General features: G+C 43.2%; 19 protein-coding genes. 9 read left to right on the forward strand and 10 right to left on the reverse strand.

Annotated features, from left to right (window positions below):
* The first annotated feature begins 99 nt into the window (after positions 1-99).
* Positions 100-1059 carry a Fic family protein gene (locus NBH15_RS12270; RefSeq protein WP_250822768.1) on the forward strand — a complete coding sequence of 320 codons (960 nt, stop codon included), beginning with the start codon at positions 100-102 and terminating at the stop codon, positions 1057-1059.
* Between the two features lie 75 nt (positions 1060-1134).
* Here NBH15_RS12270 and NBH15_RS12275 read toward each other — a convergent pair whose 3' ends face one another.
* Complete coding sequence (locus NBH15_RS12275; protein WP_250822769.1) at positions 1135-1698, reverse strand: DUF4840 domain-containing protein; 564 nt, start codon at positions 1696-1698, stop codon at positions 1135-1137.
* Between the two features lie 150 nt (positions 1699-1848).
* The gene (locus NBH15_RS12280) at positions 1849-2649 is read right to left on the reverse strand and encodes a DUF4846 domain-containing protein (protein ID WP_128134169.1); all 801 of its coding nucleotides are present in this window, start codon (positions 2647-2649) and stop codon (positions 1849-1851) included.
* 89 nt (positions 2650-2738) lie between these two features.
* On the opposite strand from NBH15_RS12280, the gene NBH15_RS12285 reads away from it, so the two are divergent.
* Positions 2739-3950 carry an MFS transporter gene (locus tag NBH15_RS12285; protein ID WP_250822770.1) on the forward strand — a complete coding sequence of 404 codons (1212 nt, stop codon included), beginning with the start codon at positions 2739-2741 and terminating at the stop codon, positions 3948-3950.
* A gap of 258 nt (positions 3951-4208) precedes the next feature.
* On the opposite strand, the gene NBH15_RS12290 is transcribed toward NBH15_RS12285, so the two are convergent.
* Positions 4209-5102, reverse strand: a complete 894-nt coding sequence (locus NBH15_RS12290) for a PfkB family carbohydrate kinase (RefSeq protein ID WP_244050586.1) — start codon at positions 5100-5102, stop codon at positions 4209-4211.
* Positions 5103-5211: 109 nt separating this feature from the next.
* Here NBH15_RS12290 and NBH15_RS12295 point away from each other — a divergent pair, with 109 nt between their 5' ends.
* Positions 5212-6177 (forward strand): helix-turn-helix domain-containing protein, encoded by a 966-nt coding sequence (locus NBH15_RS12295; protein WP_233567214.1) that lies wholly within the window; start codon positions 5212-5214, stop codon positions 6175-6177.
* Positions 6178-6221: 44 nt separating this feature from the next.
* On the forward strand, positions 6222-8573 hold the full coding sequence (locus NBH15_RS12300) for a DUF2339 domain-containing protein (protein WP_250822771.1): 2352 nt from the start codon (positions 6222-6224) through the stop codon (positions 8571-8573).
* 115 nt (positions 8574-8688) lie between these two features.
* Here NBH15_RS12300 and NBH15_RS12305 read toward each other — a convergent pair whose 3' ends face one another.
* A complete protein-coding gene (locus NBH15_RS12305) occupies positions 8689-9972 on the reverse strand; it encodes a UDP-N-acetylmuramoyl-tripeptide--D-alanyl-D-alanine ligase (RefSeq protein ID WP_250822772.1) in 1284 nt (427 codons plus the stop codon).
* 119 nt (positions 9973-10091) lie between these two features.
* On the opposite strand from NBH15_RS12305, the gene folP reads away from it, so the two are divergent.
* The 5 genes from folP (at position 10092) to NBH15_RS12330 (ending at position 15343) form a co-directional block, all read left to right on the forward strand.
* Complete coding sequence (gene folP, locus NBH15_RS12310) at positions 10092-10952, forward strand: dihydropteroate synthase (protein ID WP_128134173.1); 861 nt, start codon at positions 10092-10094, stop codon at positions 10950-10952.
* A 4-nt stretch (positions 10953-10956) separates the two neighbouring features.
* Positions 10957-11742 (forward strand): diadenylate cyclase CdaA, encoded by a 786-nt coding sequence (gene cdaA, locus NBH15_RS12315; RefSeq protein ID WP_128134174.1) that lies wholly within the window; start codon positions 10957-10959, stop codon positions 11740-11742.
* Positions 11743-11869: 127 nt separating this feature from the next.
* A complete protein-coding gene (gene pta, locus NBH15_RS12320; RefSeq protein WP_009859984.1) occupies positions 11870-12886 on the forward strand; it encodes a phosphate acetyltransferase in 1017 nt (338 codons plus the stop codon).
* A 20-nt stretch (positions 12887-12906) separates the two neighbouring features.
* Positions 12907-14106 carry an acetate/propionate family kinase gene (locus tag NBH15_RS12325; protein WP_128134175.1) on the forward strand — a complete coding sequence of 400 codons (1200 nt, stop codon included), beginning with the start codon at positions 12907-12909 and terminating at the stop codon, positions 14104-14106.
* Positions 14107-14179: 73 nt separating this feature from the next.
* Positions 14180-15343, forward strand: a complete 1164-nt coding sequence (locus tag NBH15_RS12330; RefSeq protein WP_128134176.1) for a putative hexosyltransferase — start codon at positions 14180-14182, stop codon at positions 15341-15343.
* 130 nt (positions 15344-15473) lie between these two features.
* On the opposite strand, the gene NBH15_RS12335 is transcribed toward NBH15_RS12330, so the two are convergent.
* The 6 genes from NBH15_RS12335 to NBH15_RS12360 form a co-directional block, all read right to left on the reverse strand.
* Positions 15474-16247: a UDP-2,3-diacylglucosamine diphosphatase gene (locus tag NBH15_RS12335; protein ID WP_244050588.1), complete on the reverse strand. Its 774-nt coding sequence runs from the start codon at positions 16245-16247 to the stop codon at positions 15474-15476.
* Positions 16244-16561, reverse strand: coding sequence for an SUF system Fe-S cluster assembly protein (locus NBH15_RS12340; RefSeq protein WP_009859980.1), 318 nt, complete (start codon positions 16559-16561; stop codon positions 16244-16246). The genes NBH15_RS12335 and NBH15_RS12340 overlap by 4 nt, the downstream gene beginning before the upstream one ends.
* 151 nt (positions 16562-16712) lie before the next feature.
* Positions 16713-17393 (reverse strand): RadC family protein, encoded by a 681-nt coding sequence (gene radC, locus NBH15_RS12345; protein WP_199676299.1) that lies wholly within the window; start codon positions 17391-17393, stop codon positions 16713-16715.
* A 68-nt stretch (positions 17394-17461) separates the two neighbouring features.
* Positions 17462-18028 (reverse strand): elongation factor P, encoded by a 567-nt coding sequence (gene efp, locus NBH15_RS12350; protein WP_009859978.1) that lies wholly within the window; start codon positions 18026-18028, stop codon positions 17462-17464.
* 166 nt (positions 18029-18194) lie between these two features.
* Complete coding sequence (locus NBH15_RS12355) at positions 18195-18893, reverse strand: LrgB family protein (protein WP_250822773.1); 699 nt, start codon at positions 18891-18893, stop codon at positions 18195-18197.
* Entirely contained in the window at positions 18886-19236 is a 351-nt protein-coding gene (locus tag NBH15_RS12360; RefSeq protein WP_009859976.1) for a CidA/LrgA family protein, read from the reverse strand. The genes NBH15_RS12355 and NBH15_RS12360 overlap by 8 nt, the downstream gene beginning before the upstream one ends.
* Positions 19237-19475: the final 239 nt, after the last annotated feature.

Genomic DNA, 19475 nt, shown 5'->3' on the forward strand with positions numbered 1-19475 from the left:
TCCTTCCGGTTACATGTTAATTCGTATACAGGAAGGAGATTTTTTATGTTTATATAAATATATTTCTTACCTTTGATACTATCAAATGATACTATCACAATGAAACCTCCTTATAAAATAACACCTTATATATTGGCTAAAGTCGCTTCTATTTCAGAAAAACTGGGTGAAATTAAAGCGGTCCGTTTGCATAGGCCTCCTACTGAGCTAAGAAAAAGGAACAGGATACGCACAATTCACTCTTCTCTTGTTATTGAAGGAAATACGTTAACATTCGATCAGGTTACGGCTTTATTGGAAAAGAAACGTGTAATAGCTCCATTAAAAGATATTACCGAAGTGAAAAATGCAATTCGTGTTTATGAAAATATTGCCCTTTTTGATCCTTTTAGCATAGAATCCTTATGTGAGGCGCACCGGATATTGATGGATGGTCTGGTAGAAAATGCTGGCAGGCTGAGGAATAAATCTGTTGGCATCATGAAAGGAAAACAGTTGGCACATGTTGCTCCCTCAGGGACTCTTGTTAAATCGCTGTTGAATGACTTGTTCGGTTATTTGGAGAATGAGGATGAAATATTGCTTGTCAAGAGTTGTGTTTTCCATTATGAGTTTGAATTTATCCATCCGTTTCTTGATGGAAACGGAAGAATGGGACGTTTGTGGCAAAGTGTTATTTTGATGAAGTATAATCCGGTGTTTGAATATTTGCCGGTAGAGTCTCTCATTAAAGAAAATCAGGAAGAGTATTATCGGATTTTGGCTATTGCTGACAGACAAGGGGAGTCTACTGTCTTTGTTGAATTTATGCTGAGAATAGTAGAAGAGTCGCTCGAAGAATTACTGCAATCGCAGAATGTAACACTTACGGGGCGTGACAGAATTGCTTTGTTTAAGGATTATATAGCAGATGCTTCTTTTACTCGTAAAGACTATCTGAGATATTTTAAAGAGTTATCAACAGCTACGGCCAGCAGGGACTTAAAAGAGGCGGTTGATAGTAATCTGTTGCGGAAAGAAGGAGAGAAAAGTTTGACGCGCTATACATATATTATATAGGACCTGTTGTTGGAATACAAAAACGGAGAATGCTTTCAATGAAACATCCTCCGTTTATATTGGATAGAATTAGTCTTATTTCTTCTTCATATCGAAAGACAAGTCCATCGGAGTCCAACCAGGGAGGTCTGTTCCACCTACTTTTACGTTGGCTGCTTTTATGTCGAATTTCAGATTTTTATCTTTGATGGCATAAGAAGCTGTTTTTTCTGCTTCAATAGTAACTTCAACTGCAGCAGCTTCAATTTTCAATGCTGTCGGTTTTAATGTGATTATAACAGAATCCTTTGCTGCATTCATTGTAGCTGTGTAATTGATCTTATATTCCAAATCTTTTACCAATTCAACAATACCTGGAACATTTTCTTCTCCAACAATTTTGGCAGCTAATGCTTCATAAGGAAACTTATTAAAAATGATTGAGTCATTTGCTACTTTCAGTTCTAATTCTGTAGCAGTAGGATCAGCTTCTGCCTCTGCCTTAGATTCTGCATAAGTCATCTTTCCTGTAAATTCGCCATTAACATCTTCTACAGTTCCTACTGTAGGAGTGTCATCATCATCATCACTGCAAGAAGCAAAAGTTAAACCAACTACTGCTAACATCATCATAAGCGACCATTTCAACGTCTTCTTCATTTTTTCTTTTATTTTAGTGTTAATAAATTATGTACGACTAATAAGATGATAGAAGCTGCAAAAAGGCTGCATCTTTATTGAATAATAAATGAGAAAAATAATATATTTAAATGTAAGGCGTTGATATGTAGTTACTTTTGGAATGCTTTTTTATTTGAATTGTTTCAGATCTTTTTTATTGAATACCCATTCCGGGGTATAAACTTTTTCGTCATCCGAGTCGCTCAGTTCGTACCAGGGGGATTTCTTCCAGTTTACCGGATTGGTCAGTATATGGATATGCTGGGCAGGCATATAACTTTGTGCCAGCAGGAATACTTTCTTTTTTGTCTTTGGGTGAACGGCTATATCGACGACAATAACGGCATGCCCCGGGTGACCGCCCTGGATAAATACGTCACCTATCTTCATATCCTGGTAATTGACCGGAGCCAGTTCTTTCGATAGGGAGGCTGTTCCTGCATAGGAAAATACCATATCCAGATAGGAACGGAATGTTTTATAGGAATAATCTTCGCCTTTGGATGGATACCACGACACCGTATTGCCGTTCACACGGATGCGGTTGCCCTTTGCCCATTTGGTATATTCGGCATTGAATCCGTTCGTGAAATTGAAGTGGATGGCTGCATACTGTTTCTGTCCGTAAAGATATTCCGCCCTCAGCCGGATAACGGCATCGGCACACTGCTGAAGGTCACGTTTCCCGATATCCAGATCGACGACGGCATAAGCAGCTAGTTGGTTAAACTTTGTCTCTCCATTATAAAGCAGAACCTTGCTTCCTTCCGGTTGCAGAGGTAGCTGACGGAGATATGCGGCAAAAGAATTTGTTGCAACCTCTGTTCGGACATATCCTTCGGGAGGTGTTATTCGTTCTGCAATCGTTTGTCCTGAAAGCAAGGTTTTGCAGAAAAACAACAGGAAGATAATTAGTATTCTGGTTTTCATGTCTTTTGGATTTAGTACAAACATACCTTTTTTTCTGTTATTTCCTGTTCTAATGAGTATATTTGTCTGTTCAATAAATATCTGACGAAATGGATTCTAATAACCATGTAGCTTATTCGAAAGAACATATACGTTTTGCGGTTCTTTCTTTTTTTCTTGCTCAGGGGCTTTGCTTTTCAAGTTGGGCGAGTCGTATTCCTGATATTAAGGAGATTTTTACGGTGAATGATGCTCTGTATTGGGGGATTGTGCTGTTTATGATTCCGGTGGGGAAGTTTGTGGCGATCCCGCTGGCGGGTTATCTGGTGTCGAAGCTGGGAAGTCGTATTATGGTGCAGATCAGTATTATGGGATATGCCCTTTCTCTATTTGCGATTGGGACGGCATTGAATATTTATATGCTTGGGGTGTTTCTGTTTTGTTTCGGTGTGTTCTGGAATCTGTGTGATATATCGTTGAATACACAGGGGATCGGGATAGAGCGACTTTACGGGCGGACGATCATGGCTTCTTTTCATGGGGGATGGAGTCTGGCTGCCTGTCTGGGGGCGTTGATCGGTTTTATTATGATCGTTTCGGATATTACTCCGTTCTGGCATTTTACGTTGATAGCTGCATTGATACTGTTGCTTACCATGGTGAGCCGCAGGTATTTGCAGGATGATGTATCTACAGCAGATGTGAAGGAGGAAGCTGTAGAAGATAAGTCGGAGAAATGGCAATATATAAAGAAGCCGGAGATGTTGCTGATTAAGTTGGGACTGGTCGGTTTGTTCGCTTTGGTGGTTGAGAGTGCGATGTTCGACTGGAGCGGTGTCTATTTTGAATCGGTTTTGCAGGTGCCTAAATCATTGCAGATTGGTTTTCTGGTGTTTATGGTGATGATGACTGTCGGTCGCTTCCTGGCTAATTATGCGTACCGTATATGGGGAAAGCAACGGGTGTTGCAGTTGTCCGGCGCTTTTATTTTTATCGGGTTCTTTACTTCCGCCTTATTAGGCAGCACAGTTGATTCGATGGCCTTGAAGGTGATTGTCAACTCATTCGGATTTATGTTGGTCGGATTGGGGATTTCGAGTATGGTTCCTACTATTTATAGCCTTGTCGGGGCAAAGTCGAAAACACCGGTGGGGATTGCGCTTACCATTCTATCAAGTATCAGTTTTATCGGTTCGCTTGTCGCACCATTACTGATCGGAGCAATCTCACAGGCTTTCAATATGGAATATGCTTATATGGTGGTCGGCTTGCAGGGACTTTGTATTCTGTTGATGACCACGTTCAGCAAGGCGTTTAGATAATTCAATTTTTATCAAAAATGAACTATCCCGTCATCAATGTCACTTGGCTATTACAGGTTCATTTGCCGTCTGCTTTAGCTGACGGACTAATAAAGTATTTATCTCTTTGGACTTTAGTCCCATTTCTTAAAACTCTCTATCTGGGAGAAATGTGGCTAAAGCCAAAAAAGAATCAGCTTGTAAACCGTCAGCTAAAGCAGACGGCAAATGAACCTGTAACAGATGAGTCACTTTGACAGTTGGATAGCTCAATTATTTCTAAATTTCCGGAAACCTCTGTTCCGCCGTCTCCATGCAATGGATGACATCTTCTTTGCTTCCGCTGAAAGGGCCGGAGGCTTCGATCTTGATGGTGGACATGGCGGCGGCAAAACGGCCGGCTTCATCTATGGAAGCACCTTTGGCACGCTGATACAGGTAACCGGTCATATAAGTGTCGCCACAGCCGGTGGCATCAACCACTTCTCTTGGTTTGTAGGCCGGTATTTTATGGAATGTTTTCCCATCGTATATAACAGAGCCCAGGCTGCCCAAAGTGATCAGTACTTCTTTTACTCCCCATTCATACATTTTCAATGCAGCGCCGACAATATCGTCGTGGCCTGTGAGCACTTCCATTTCATGTTCGTTTGCTTTCAGGAAATGGATATATTTTAATGCTTCTTCCTTTTCTGTCCAGTCGACAGCGTAGACTTTTTTATCACGGACTTCGCGGAGATAACCCTGAGAGTCGGCGGATACAAGTCCTTTTCCTGCCATGTATTTCACGACATCCAGTGAGAAATCGTCAGCCAGGAGGCTTCCCAGATGAATGATCTTGGCCTGTATATCTTTCAGATAATCGACTGTGAACGGGTCTGCTTTCGCCAGAACCCGCTGCGTGCGGTTATCCTGGTTCTCTCCGTAGATGTTCTCGAAATAAACGGAATGTTTGCTGGGCATAACCGCCACATCGATTCCTTCCGACCGTAACTTATCAACCTCTTTCATCTCCGATTCGGCTAAAGCCGTGATCAACGAATAATCGATGTCGTTGAAATGTTTGATTGCATGGGAGAAGTAAAAAGCGGTTCCTCCCGCCATGTGTACTGTATTTTTAGGGGTCACAATTTTATCCAGTGTGATATGACCTATACAACAAAGATCGTGCATATTATTATATTGTTTATAAATGTACAAAAGTAGTCAAAAATGAGTATTGGTAGGAATGGTTCTTTATTTTTATTATTTTTGTCTACTGGCAATCATTAAAATTGTTATTATGAGTAAAGACCTGATTTACGAAAAGTTAATCAGCGCGATCAGAGAGAAAATGCCACATAAAGCGACCCTGACCAATGCTTTGGTTGATTTACTGTGTATAGAAAGAGAAGCTGTGTATCGCCGTATGAGGGGCGATGTGGCTTTTTCTTTTGCAGAGATAGCTGCGATCTGCAATAAGTTTGGGGTCTCGTTGGATAATCTGGTCGGAGGATGTGCGGCAAAGAGTCGTCCTTATCAGCTGAGTCTGGTGGAGTATGTAGAACCGATAGAGGATGATTTTAAAATGTGGGAAATGTATAACGAACGGTTGCGGGAAGCCGGCACCGATCCGTCTTCCTGCGGGGTGGAGTGTATGAATGTTCTTCCTGCTACTTTCTTGCTTGATTACGATTATATAACCCGTTTTTATCTCTGTAAATGGTATAACCAGTACGGTCATTCGGATAAAGCGGTTCATTTCAGAGATATAGAACCTTCGGCGAAATTACTGGAAGTGCAGCGGGTTACCGCCGCAGAATCGAAGCATATCGGAAAAACTACTTACATCTGGGACCCTCTGATTTTCCAATATATCGTGAATGATATATTGTATTGTCGCAGTATTCAACTGATAGATACTGAAAATATCCGTCTTTTAAAACAGGATTTATTCCGTTTCCTGAATAATATGGAACTACTGGCAACCCATGGTATGTATAGCGAGACTGGTAATCCGGTTTCGTTCTATATTTCGAATATTAATTTTGATGCCAGTTACAGTTATCTGGATTCGCAAAATTACCGGATAAGTATTATTCGGGCATTTATTTTGAATACGGTTGTTTCGCAGGATGAAAAGGCGTATGAGATTGTCCGTAACTGGCTTCAGTCATTGCTGAAAGCCTCTACTATGATATCGGTCAGCGGTGAACAACAGCGTATTTTGTTTTTTGAGAAACAAAGAAGGATTATGGATAGCCTGTAATTTAAATTAATCCGTATCTTAGTTGCGTTCATTAAATTAAGATCATGGAAACACTGCTTGTCATACTGATCGTCGTTGTATGGATCAGCCTCTATTCGCACATAAGTAAGATGAATACTCATATGGATTCCTTGCGGAAAGATCTGTATAGTTTGCGAAAGTATATCGAGACTCAGTTGGAAGAACTCAGGAGACAGCAGGCGGTAACAACATCGTCCGATGAAAAGCAGGTTGAGGAGGTTGTTGGGAAAGTGGGCGAAGAGATCGCGGAAAGGCTGGTAGAGAAACCTGTGGAAAAGGCGACGGAAGTGACTCCTGTTGTAGAAAAGCCGGTTGAAAGTAAACCTGAAGAGACCGTTCCGTCCGTCGGCATTGGAGATAAAAAGGTTGTCCCTAAACCGCAGATCAAGCCATTCGGACTTGTCGAAGAAAAGAAAAAAGTCAATTATGAGAAATATATCGGAGAGAATCTGTTTGGGAAGATCGGTATCCTGGTGCTGGTGGTCGGTATGGGATTGTTTGTCAAATATGCGATCGACAAGAACTGGATCAATGAACTGTTTCGTACAGTACTCGGATTTGTAGTTGGCGGAGGGTTACTGTTTTTATCACAAAGGCTTAAAAATACATACCGTACGTTCAGCTCCCTGCTGGCAGGTGGTGCATTTGCCATCTTCTATGTAACGGTGGGGATAGCTTATCATTATTATGGATTGTTCAGTCAGACGGCTGCTTTTATCATATTGGTGGTACTGACGGTCTTTATGTCGCTTCTCTCTGTATTGTATGACCGGCGGGAGTTGGCGGTTATTGCGCTGATCGGTGGTTTTATTGCTCCTTTCCTAGTGAGTAACGGGATGGGGAATTATCTGGTGCTGTTCACTTATATGACGATTCTGAATATGGGAATGTTCGGATTGTCGTTGTATAAAAAGTGGGGCGAACTGCCGCTGATCTGTTTTGTGGCGACCTATGTGATCATGCTCGGTTATTCACTGGTGGCCGATCTGGATATTGCCCGGAGTACGCAATTGGTTCATATGTTGCTTTTCTCTACCTTATATTATCTGATTTTCCTGTTGCCGGTTGTTTCGGTACTGCGTACGGATAACAGGAAGGTGAATCAGCCGTTAATGATCGTTGTGGTCTTGAATAATTTCTTCTTTCTCTATTTTGCGCTGTGGTATCTGAAAGATTTACAACTTGCTTATAACCTGAAAGGGGCGGTTACCTTATTTATTGCACTGGTGAATGCCTGTATTGCTTTTGTGATACGCAGCAGGCAATCGGATGCCGGTTTCCTGTTTACGGCACTGATCGGGATGGCGCTGGCATTTGTCTCCATTACCATACCGATCCAGCTGGATGGAACGTTTATTACGTTGCTTTGGGCAACGGAGATGGTTGTTTTGCTATGGATATTTATAAAGTTCCGTTTTCCCGTTTATGAATACTTTACTATCATTCTTGTTTTTCTGACGATCATATCTTTCCTGATGGATATCGAAGATGTGCTGGTAGCTGGTATGACTGAACCTTTGCTGATGAACGGAACGTTTATGACCGGTCTTTTTGCCGGTTTGGCTTTTGGGGTATTTTCCTGGTTGATGGAACGTGAAAAAGAATTGTTCCGGCAGGCTACGAGTCTGAAATATATACCTTTCAGTGTGATCGCTTTGTTTGCCGGTTGCGGTATCGTATATCTGTCGTTTATTGTAGATTTTCATAGGAATATTATTTTTGAATCGTTGTCTGACTGTTCCTGTCTGGCTTTCAGTAGTTTGACATTGTTTTTAGTGCTGGCCGGTATGAGAAAGCGGTTTCCGATAGAACGTTGTGCGACTGTTTATGCTATATTGGCGGGATTTTCCGCAGGTTTCTTTCTTTGGTTGTCTGCAAAGGCGAATGGTTCGGGTTATACTTCTTTGTATTTGTTACAATGGGGTGTGTTGGTGGTTTTGATCGCTCATCTGTCTTTGTTTGCCAAATGGTATTACGCTTCATTTGATTTCAGACGGAAGAGTTCGGATAAGATGACTTCGTTTATTGCGGTTATCTCAACGGTCCTGTTGGCGGTAGCGGTTAATAATATGTTATATCTGACCGGTTTGCAGAATGAATCGAGTGCGGCACTGTCCATTTCTTTAAGCATTGCCGGATTTATCCTGATGGCGTTGGGGATGCGTTTGCATCTGAAAATATTGCGTATGATCAGTCTGGTTGTTTTCGGTCTTGTCCTCTTGAAGCTGGTCATTGTCGATCTGTGGTTACTGCCAACGGTTGGTAAGATCATTGTATTTATCATGCTGGGAGTCATCCTGCTCGTATTGTCTTTCCTGTATCAGAAGCTGAAGAAGGTATTGTTTATGGATAATCAGGAGGAAGGAACTACTTGATCATATTGGCTGCCGATAATTATGGACAGGCTTGTCGACAATTATGAGCAAACTTGTCGATAATTGTGAGCAGGCCTGCCGACAATTGTCGGCAAGCGAACAGGACAGAAAGTTATTATAGAACTTCTATTGTCTTTTCCAATGCCATCCCGTGTGAACCTTTGATCAGGATATGGTATCCTTTTAACGGGTTGGCTTTTAATGCGTCGATCAATTCCTCTGTTGTGGCATAGGTGGCAAAGTCTTTGCCTGCTTTTTGGAAATGTTCTCCGCAGAGGAATACTTTATCGAATTTTCCGGCTTTGATTTCTTCTATCGCTTCGGCATGCAATTCGTCGCTAGCCGGCCCCAGTTCACGCATGTCACCCAAAATGACGGCTTTAGGGGATACCGGCATGGCTGTAAAGTTCTCTAACGCAACTTTCATGCTGCTGGGGTTTGCGTTGTAAGCATCGATCAGCAAGGTGTTGCTCGCTGTTTCTTTTAGCTGCGACCGGTTGTTTGTCGGCTCGTAAGCGGCAATGGCACGACTGATGCGTTCTGCCGGAATTTTGAAGTAACGGCCTATGGCGACGGCGGCAAGTACATTATCCAGATTATATGCCCCGATCAGGTGTGTATCTACAGTATGAATTTTCCCCTGTTGTTTCCAGTCGAAAGTGAGGAACGGGTTACAGCTGATCACATGACCTGAAGCGAACGAAGTATCGTCTGCCCCGTAAGTGATTTGTTCGATCCCTTTAGCTATCCTCTGCAGGTCTTTATTTTCTTTCTTTATAAATATCTTTCCCTTTGTGCGGCGGATATAGTCGTACAATTCCCCTTTTGTTTTTACGACGCCTTCAAAGGAACCGAAACCTTCCAGATGGGCGCGTCCGACGTTGGTAATGATACCGTAGTTCGGCAAAACGATCTCCGCCAGCTCCTTGATGTCTCCCGGATGACTGGCGCCCATTTCGATAACAGCCATCTCATGATCGTGTGTCAGTCGAAGCAGGGTCAGGGGGACACCGATATGATTGTTCAGGTTGCCTTCGGTATAAAGCAGGTTGAACTTGGTGGATAATACGGCCGCCAGTAATTCTTTGGTGGTTGTTTTCCCATTTGTCCCGGTAATACCGATAATGGGAATACCTAATGCTTTACGATGGCGGTGTGCCAATTGCTGTAAGGCCGTCAATACATTGTCGACCAGGATGGTGCGTTCGCCTGTGACATAGTCCGGGTTATCGATCACGGCATAAGAGCAACCTGTAGCCAGTGCCTTTTCTGCATATTGGTTTCCGTCAAATTTTTCCCCTTTCAGGGCGAAAAAGATGGAACCACGCGGACAATTGCGACTGTCTGTCGTTATTTTCGGATGGTGTATAAATAATTCATACAGTTCTGAAATACTCATAGCTTTCTTTCGTTTGCTGATTATTAGAGAGCAAAAGTAGTAATTAAATGAAGAATGAGGAATGAAGAGGGAAGATTTCAGTGATAATCGTGTATCTTTGCTGGAAATATAAAATTGAAATGTCAGATAAAACGCTCAATATTAAGGGAACACTCATGTCGCTCTCTACTCCGGTAGTGATGGGGATTCTGAATGTTACCCCTGATTCTTTTTATGCCGGAAGCCGTAAACAAACGGAAGCAGATATTGAAGAACGCATACGGGCTATATTGTCGGAAGGCGGTCAGATCATTGATATCGGCGGATATTCGTCCCGTCCCGATGCAGAGGAGGTTTCGCCGGAAGAAGAGATGGAACGGCTGGCTTTTGCCTTAAAGATATTGAACGCACATTATCCGGAGGCTGTCGTATCGGTCGATACATTTCGTGCTGATGTGGCCCGTAAATGTGTGGAGGATTATGGTGTTGCCATCATAAACGATATATCGGGCGGCGAATTGGATCCGGCTATGTTCGGTACTGTTGCCGAGCTGAATGTTCCTTATATTATGATGCATATGCGCGGAACTCCCCAAACAATGCAGCAGCATACCGGTTATACGGATATGATGGAAGAGATCATGCTGTATTTCGCATCGAAAGTACGTGAACTTCGTTTGCTGGGGGTAAACGATATTATCCTTGACCCAGGGTTCGGTTTCAGTAAAACGGTCGATCAGAATTACCTTTTGATGAATCGTTTACAGGAGTTCGGCGTGTTCGATCTTCCTCTTTTAGTCGGTATATCCCGCAAAAGTATGATCTACCGTTTCCTGGGAGGAACGCCTGCCGACAGCCTGAACGGAACTACGGTACTGAATACGCTGGCACTGATAAACGGAGCCGATATTCTTCGCGTTCATGATGTGAAAGCTGCTGTAGAAGCGGTGAAGCTGGTCACCAAAACTGTTAACTGTCAATTGTCAACTATCAACTCATAATATTATGTGGATGCATTTCGGAATAAAAGACCTGATCGATGTACTGCTGGTAGCCTTCTTCCTTTATCAGACATACAAACTGATGAAAAGTTCGGGCACGCTGGCTATCTTTAGCGGGGTCGTTTCGTTTATTGTTGTATGGATCCTGGTTTCGCAGGTGTTGGAAATGCGTTTGATGGGTGCCATACTGGATAAGTTTATCAGTGTCGGTTTTGTCGTACTGGTTATATTGTTTCAGGATGAAATCAGGCGTTTCCTGCTGGCCCTCGGTTCGCACCGCGGCTGGAAGTTTCTGGGGAAACTGTTTTCAAAAAGAGGAGCGGATAAGGAGAGTGAAGGTAAGTTTGTCGCTCCGGTGGTTCTGGCCTGTATGAATATGGCGCGTAAAAAGACCGGTGCCCTGATCGTTATCCAACAAGATGTAGACCTGTCGGTTTATGAACATACCGGCGAAATGTTCAATGCTGATGTGAATGCCCGTTTGATAGAAAATATCTTCTTCAAAAACAGTCCTTTGCATGATGGTGCCATGATCATAGCGGACGGAAGGATCAAGGCTGCCGGCTGTATCCTGCCGGTTGCGCAGAACGCCAATCTGCCGAAAGACCTGGGTTTACGCCATCGTTCGGCACTGGGAATGTCGCTGGAGACGGATGCTTTGATTATTATCGTATCGGAAGAACGCGGCAAGATATCTGTGGCTCATAACGGCAGGCTGGCAATCAATATCTCAGCCGAAGAACTCCAGCAAATCCTTTCCGGAGAGCGTGAAGTAGTGAATTACTGTTAAATGTTCTGAAAGTGGCAGGTCGGGATGCAATTCTTTTGCACTTTTTGCAAACTCTATGTTGCATTTTGTCTACTTTTGTATCCGCAAACAGTAGCAATTACTAAATTCTATAAAAATATCTTCCGCTATGGATTTAATGCAAGAGATTATTGCACGCGCTAAAGCTGACAAGCAGCGCATTGTTCTTCCCGAAGGAACAGAAGAAAGAACATTAAAAGCCGCCGACCGTTTATTGGCCGATGGAGTTGCTGACATCATTTTGATCGGAAATCCTGCCGAGATTTCTTCTCTGGCAGCAAACTACGGTCTGAACCACATCGGACAGGCTACTATTGTTGACCCCAAAAATCATGAAAAGAAAGCCGCTTACGCCGACCTGCTTTTCCAATTGCGCCAGAAAAAAGGCATGACTCCTGAAAAGGCAGCCGTTATGGTAGAAGATCCTTTGTTCCTTGCCTGCCTGATGATCAAGGCCGGTGATGCCGACGGTGAAATTGCCGGTGCGCAGAATACGACAGGTAACGTGCTTCGTCCTGCTTTGCAGATCATCAAGACTGCTCCGGGCATGAGTTGCGTATCAGGTGCATTCCTTATGTTTACAAAGAAACCGGAATACGGTAAAGAAGGTCTTTTGGTTTTTGCCGACTGTGCCGTAATGCCGAATCCTACTGCTCCGGAACTGGCAAGTATCGCTGTAGCAACAGCTGCAACAGCCCGCGATATCGTTGGTGTTGAACCGCGTGTGGCTATGTTGAGCTTCTCTACAAAAGGCAGTGCTTCTCATGAAATGGTAGACAAAGTAGTTGAGGCTACCCGTCTGGCAAAAGAAATGGCTCCGGAACTGAAGATCGACGGCGAATTGCAGTCGGATGCAGCTTTGGTAGAATCGGTTGCTTCATTGAAGGCTCCGGGCAGCGAAGTGGCAGGAAAGGCTAACGTACTGGTATTCCCGACACTGGAAGTAGGTAATATTGCTTATAAACTGGTTCAGCGTTTGGGTGACGCAGAAGCTGTAGGCCCGATCCTTCAGGGTATGGCTGCTCCTGTTAATGACCTGTCACGCGGTTGTTCAGTAGATGATATTTATAAGATGGTTGCTATCGCCAGCAATCAGTCTATCGGCTTAAAAGCTGCTAAAAAGTAAAAAGACACAACAAGAAAGATATGAAGATATTAGTATTAAATTGCGGAAGCTCGTCTGTTAAGTACAAGCTGTTCAATATGGACACACACGAAGTACTGGCACAGGGCGGCGTAGAGAAACTGGGTTTGCCGGGTTCTTTCCTGAAATTCACTCAGCCGGATGGCAAGAAAGTGATTCTCGAAAAAGAAATGCCTGAACACAATGCAGCTATCGAGTTCATCCTGAGTGTGCTGACTGACGATAAATACGGCTGTATCAAGTCGTTTAACGAAATTGATGCTGTAGGTCATCGTGTGGTACACGGTGGTGAAGCATTCAGCAGTAGTGTGGAAATTACTCCGGAAGTGATCGGTAAAATGGTTGAGTGCATCGACTTGGCACCGCTTCATAATCCGCCAAACCTGAAAGGTATCCGTGCCATGAGCGCATTGATTCCGGGAATCCGTCAAGTAGGTGTGTTCGACACAGCTTTCCATCAGACAATGCCGGATTATGCTTATATGTACGGTCTGCCTTATTCTTTGTATAAGAAATATGGTATCCGTCGTTATGGCTTCCACGGAACCAGCCATCGCTATGTATCAAAACGTGCTTGCGATATCTTGGGTGTTCCTTACGAAGAACAGCGTATCATTACGGCTCACGTAGGTAACGGTGGTTCTATCGCAGCTGTTAAAAACGGTAAGAGTATAGATACTTCTATGGGACTGACTCCGGTAGAAGGTTTGCTGATGGGAACCCGTTGTGGTGATGTAGATGCCGGTGCACTTGCATTTATCATGGATAAGGAAAAACTGGATGCCAAAGGTTTGTCTGATCTGATCAACAAACAGAGCGGTGTACAGGGACTTTCCGGTATTTCTTCCGATATGCGTGAAATCGAAGCTGCTGTTGCCGAAGGAGATAAACGTGCTATCATGGCATTGAATATTTATAACTACCGCATCAAGAAATATATCGGTGCGTATGCTGCTGCTATGGGCGGTTGCGATATCCTGGTATGGACTGGTGGTGTAGGTGAAAACCAATGGGCTACTCGTCGTGTTGTATGTGAAGACATGGAATTCATGGGCATGAAGATCGATGTTGAAAAGAACGAAGGTATGCGTGGTGAAGAAATGGTGATCAGCACTCCGGACAGTAAAGTTACAATTATCGTTGTGCCGACTGACGAAGAATATATGATCGCTTCCGATACAATGGATATATTAGGTAAATAAATATTGGTAATTGATAAAGACCGAGGAAGGGTGTAAAAGCTTTTCTCCGGTCTTTTCATTAAAGACTACTATTATGCAGAAAATTATCTCTTTTTTGTTTTCTCTTTTCAGAAACAAAAAGTTTCTGGTTTTGTTGATTTTGTTCGGCATAGTAGTAAAATTATGTATGCTTCCTTTTTACCCTCAACCGGGGGATTATACTTTTTTCCTTCTGCCGTGGGTGGAATTTATCAAGTCGAACGGTTATTTTGAGGCTTTCCGTTATCCGTTTGCTAATTACACACCGGCTTATCTGTATTTTTTATTACTGATAGCTAAGCTTGGGGTAGCTCCTTTAGTGGGGATTAAATTGTTGTCTGTTCTCTTTGAGTATGTGGCTGCCTGGTTTGTGGGGGCGATTGCTTATCAGAAATATAAGGAAAATTGGGTGAGATGGTGTGCGTTTGCTGTGGTGCCGCTTCTTCCGACAGTCCTTATTAATAGTTCTTACTGGGCTCAATGTGACTCAATTTATGTCTCTTTCCTGTTGGGGAGTATTTATTTTGTGATGAAGAAGCGCTCGCTTCTTTCCGTTTTGTTTCTGGGGATTTCTTTTTCCTTTAAATTACAGGCTGTACTTCTCTTTCCTTTTTTCTTTGTTTTGTTGCTGAGGAACAGGATTAAATGGTATTATTTTTTGTTGATTCCTGCTGTTTATCTGGTATCGCTTCTTCCTTCTTATATAGCCGGTCGGCCATTGGTGGATTTGTTGTCTGTGTTTATAAAACAGTCATCGCATTATGAGGAACTTTCTTTACAGTTTCCCAATATTTATATGTGGATCAGCAATGATTACTACGAACCGGTAAAATGGATAGGAATACTGTTTACTTTTTTGTTCGCGTTAATAGGGGGTGGATATCTGGCCTGGAAACGTCCGGTTAATTTGACGAACGAGTATTTGGTTCAGTTGGCATTGCTTTCGGCTGTGGTTTTTCCTTTTATTTTGCCGGGAATGCATGAACGATATATGTATGCGGGTGATTTGCTGGCCGTTGTTTATATGTTGTATTTCCCCCGGAAATTCTATTATGCAGTGGGGATTCCTATTGTCTCTTTCTTTTCTTATGCACTTTGTACTTCGCTCAACGAGACATTGATTCATTATCTGGGAGTACCGATGACTATTTTTTATTTCTTGGTAATCATTGGGTTGATACGCAATTTTATTCTATCCGGTAATACTTCGGAAAAATAATCCTCTTGTTTTTGTCTATAATTAGAGAAAACTGTGTAACTTGCATCCGGTTAATAATAACTAATCCTCACAGCTTACAAAACACAGGATTAGTGTTTAGACTGCTCTGACACCGGTTGGGGCAGTTTTTTTAATCTTCAATTAGTTCGAACTGTTCAAGGAACAGGTTTTCCCCATCCCATACGATATAAGAAAAGAGTGTCATCCAGTCGCCGGCGATCAGCAGGCGGGAGGTGCGTGAAAGCATCAGGTCGAGCATGATATGACGATGGCCGAAAATAAAGAAATTGATGTCCGGATGTGTTTTCAGATAGTCTTTGGCAAAAAGGACGAGATATTCTGCCGCTTCACCTTTATATTTCAATGCATCTTCTTTTTCCAGTCCGCTTTTACGACTGCTCAGTGACCAGCCTAGGGCAAAACCGAAAGTCCAGCGAGGATGAATGCCGGCATAAAGCCACTGGCAGAATTTGTTACGGAAAAGGGCACGGATAAAACGGAAGGCTTTGCTGCGGTAGTCCACCTCGTCGCCATGGCCGAGAAAGAAACGTTTGCCCAGCAGATCGGTCGTCAATACGTCCCGATGGATCACTGCACCGATTTCATTGGGCAGGTAATCGAACATCCAGATGTCGTGGTTGCCGATAAAAATATGGATTTCTATGCCGCTGTCCGATAATTCGGCCAGCTTACCGAGGAAACGGGTAAATCCTTTGGGTACTACATATTTATATTCGTACCAGTAGTCGAACATATCTCCCAGAAAATAGATTGCCATAGCTTCGTCTTTGATGCTGTCGAGCCAACGCACCAACTTTTTCTCAACGGCCAGCGGGTCTTTATGAAAACGGGCGCCCAAATGGGCGTCCGAGGCAAAATATATTTTCTTCCGGGATGTATTCATAGGAAACCTAGTTCGAGTTTCGCTTCTTCCGACATCATATCCTTATCCCATTCCGGTTCGAATACGAGGTTGACTTCCACGTTGTTCACACCATCTACCGATTCCACTTTCATGCGGACATCTTCCAGAATAAAATCGGCGGCCGGGCAATTCGGAGCCGTCAGGGTCATATCTATGCGGACGTTCTTTTCGTCGTCTATATCTACTTTGTAAATCAGGCCGAGATCGAATACGTTGACCGGTATTTCCGGATCATATACCGTTTTCAGCATGGCGACAATCGCTTCTTCTGTTTGGAGGAATTCGTTGTTCATCTTCTTTTAATTTGAATGCAAACTTACTAAATAATTGAGAATTGAAAATTGAAAATTGAAAATTTATAAGAAAACACTCTGCAAGTCCCTCTTGTTCACCCTTATCGTCTCTCATTTAATTTTCAATTTTCAATTCTTAATTTTCAATTCCTCAAAGCCGTCCTTCGTCTGCATAACTGAAGTAGCTGCCGTCGGCAAGGATGATATGGTCTAATAAGTTTATTTCAAGTAATTCGGCGGCCTTATGCAGGCGTTTGGTCAGGGAGTCATCCTGCGAACTCGGGTGAGTGTTTCCTGAAGGATGATTATGGCAGAGAATAATGCCGGCAGCCAGTCCGTTGATAGCCGTTTTCAGTATGATACGCAGGTCGGCGGAGGTTTCGGCCGTTCCTCCCTGGCTGATCCGGGTTTTGCCGATCACTTTTCCGGCCCGGTTTGTCAGGGCAATCCATAATTCTTCGTGAGGTAAATCGCAGAGCAAGGGGTGAAACAAAGAGTAGGCGTCGTGGCTGCTCCGGATCGACTGGCGCAGGACCGGATCGGACAGGTTGCGGCGTTTGCCGAGCTCGAGTGCAGCACATATTGTGATCGCTTTCGCTTCACCGATACCTTTGAATCCGGAGATCAGTTCCCGGATTGTCAGTTTAGCCAATGCATTCAGATTATTGTCTGCCGTGTTGAGGATACGCTGCGATAGCTGTACGGCTGTTTCATTGCTGTTACCCGAACTGATGAGGATGGCTAAAAGTTCGGCATCACTGAGAGAGGCGACACCTTTGAGTAACATTTTTTCGCGCGGGCGGTCTTCTGCTGCCCATTCTTTTATTTTCATAGTGATATGTTTTGGATAAGAAAAAATAGAAGGGCAGTCCATAAAACCGCCCTTACAATATATAAATATTATTCACGGATACGTCCTACGTAAGAACCGTCTGTTGTGTTGATTTCGATGATTTCGCCTTCATTGATGAATAACGGAACACGAACTTCTGCACCAGATTCCACGGTAGCCGGTTTCAATGTGTTTGTAGCGGTATCGCCTTTTACACCCGGTTCTGTATAAGTTACTTTCAACTGTACTTTGGTAGGCATGTCAGCAAAAAGAACAGTATCTGTAGATGCATCGGAAACAACTTCCACAATCTGACCTTCGATCATGAAATCTACTCCGTTAATCAAGTCTTTGTCGATGATTACGTCATCGAATGTTTCCTGGTTCATGAAGTGGTAATGTTCGCCTTCTGCATAAGTATATTGGTAAGGACGACGTTCTACACGTACATCTTCCAGTTTTTCACCGATATTGAAGCGGCGTTCGATCTGGCCTCCTTTTACTACGTCTTTCAATGTAGTACGCATAATTGTGTTACCTTTTCCCGGTTTTACGTGAAGGAAGTCAACACAGAAATAGAGTTTACCGTCCAAACGTATACAAGTCCCTTTTTTAATGTCTTGTGAATTAATCATATGAATGTTTTTATTTATAATGTTTTTTTGAATTGTCTTCGATCATTTTCGGGTACAAAAGTAGTGTTTTCCTCTTAAAGTACCAATATATGCCTATGTTTTTATTCAGAAATAGGTTGCAAATCAGTCTGATATGATTTCAGAAGGCACAGAAGAAGGTATTATCCTAAAACAGGGAAATGATAAAACTGATTACCGGAACCAGAATGGCGGTCATAATTCCCATCAGGCCGATAGCCAGTCCGCTCAGTGCTCCTTCGACAGCTCCGATCTGTATGGCAACGGAAGTTCCCAGCCCATGTGATGATGCGCCCAATGCCAGCCCTTTGGCGATCCGGCTTTCAATACCTAATACTTTCATCACGAACGGGCCGACAATACTGCCGAATATACCTACTGCTACAACGATAACGGCTGTTAGCGAAGGCATTCCTCCGGCCTTTTCGGCAATACCCATAGCGATAGGAGTCGTTACGGATTTCGGTTGGAGGGTGGCGATCAATGCCTGGTCGGCTCCCATCAGGTCGCCGATCACGATCACGCTCACGATGCCGATAATGGCTCCGACGAATACGGAGGTGAGGATAGAGATCATATTTCCTTTCAGGTATTGCATCTGTTCGTATAAGACAAATCCCAATGCGACAACCGATGGCCCCAGCAAGAAATGGATCAGATGGCTTCCCCGCTGAAAAGACTCATATTCGATTCCCATCATTTTCAGTACGGCAATAATAACGAGGATAGATGTCAACAGCGGATGCAGCAGGCTGATGCGGGTTTTCTTATACAAAGCCAATGCCGCCATATAAGTACCGATCACCAGTGTGAGTGAAAATACTTCCGATTGCGCGAGGTTATTCATTGCTTCCGACCTCCTTGCCGAGTTTTTGCTGGATAAGTGCGACACTCGCTATTACCAGGATCGTACTGACCACGGAGGCAGTAAGAATAACTGCCCAATATTGTGATATGACTCCCAGCGACGTCATAAGCCCGACGCCTGCGGGAAGGAAGAACAGCCCCATGTTTTCAGTGAGGATCGTGGATAGTTTTTTTACGTTGGCAGGCTTTACCAGCTTAAAGACCAATGCCAGGAATAACAATATCATACCGATCACGCTTCCCGGAATGAAACCGTCGATAAAAGAGCTGATAAACTCTCCGGTAAAATAGAAGAACAGAATGTAAAATGCTTGTTTTAGCATATTTCTTTGCTGTTTAAATAGACACTGCAAAGATAACAGCTTTGTAGGAAATATGTTCTACAACATAGTAATTTAACATAAATACTTGTTGAATGAGGCTGCTAGGTACTTTAGCGTGGTTGTGTTATAACTTGATGTATTTGTTCTATACTATAGTCTTTTTTCTGAATGAAAATCCCCCGCTTATTCCCTCCTAAAACAGGCTAAATCCTATCTTTTAACAATTCTCGGCAAAAAGC

Source organism: Parabacteroides caeci (assembly GCF_023656795.1).
Taxonomy (GTDB): domain Bacteria; phylum Bacteroidota; class Bacteroidia; order Bacteroidales; family Tannerellaceae; genus Parabacteroides; species Parabacteroides segnis.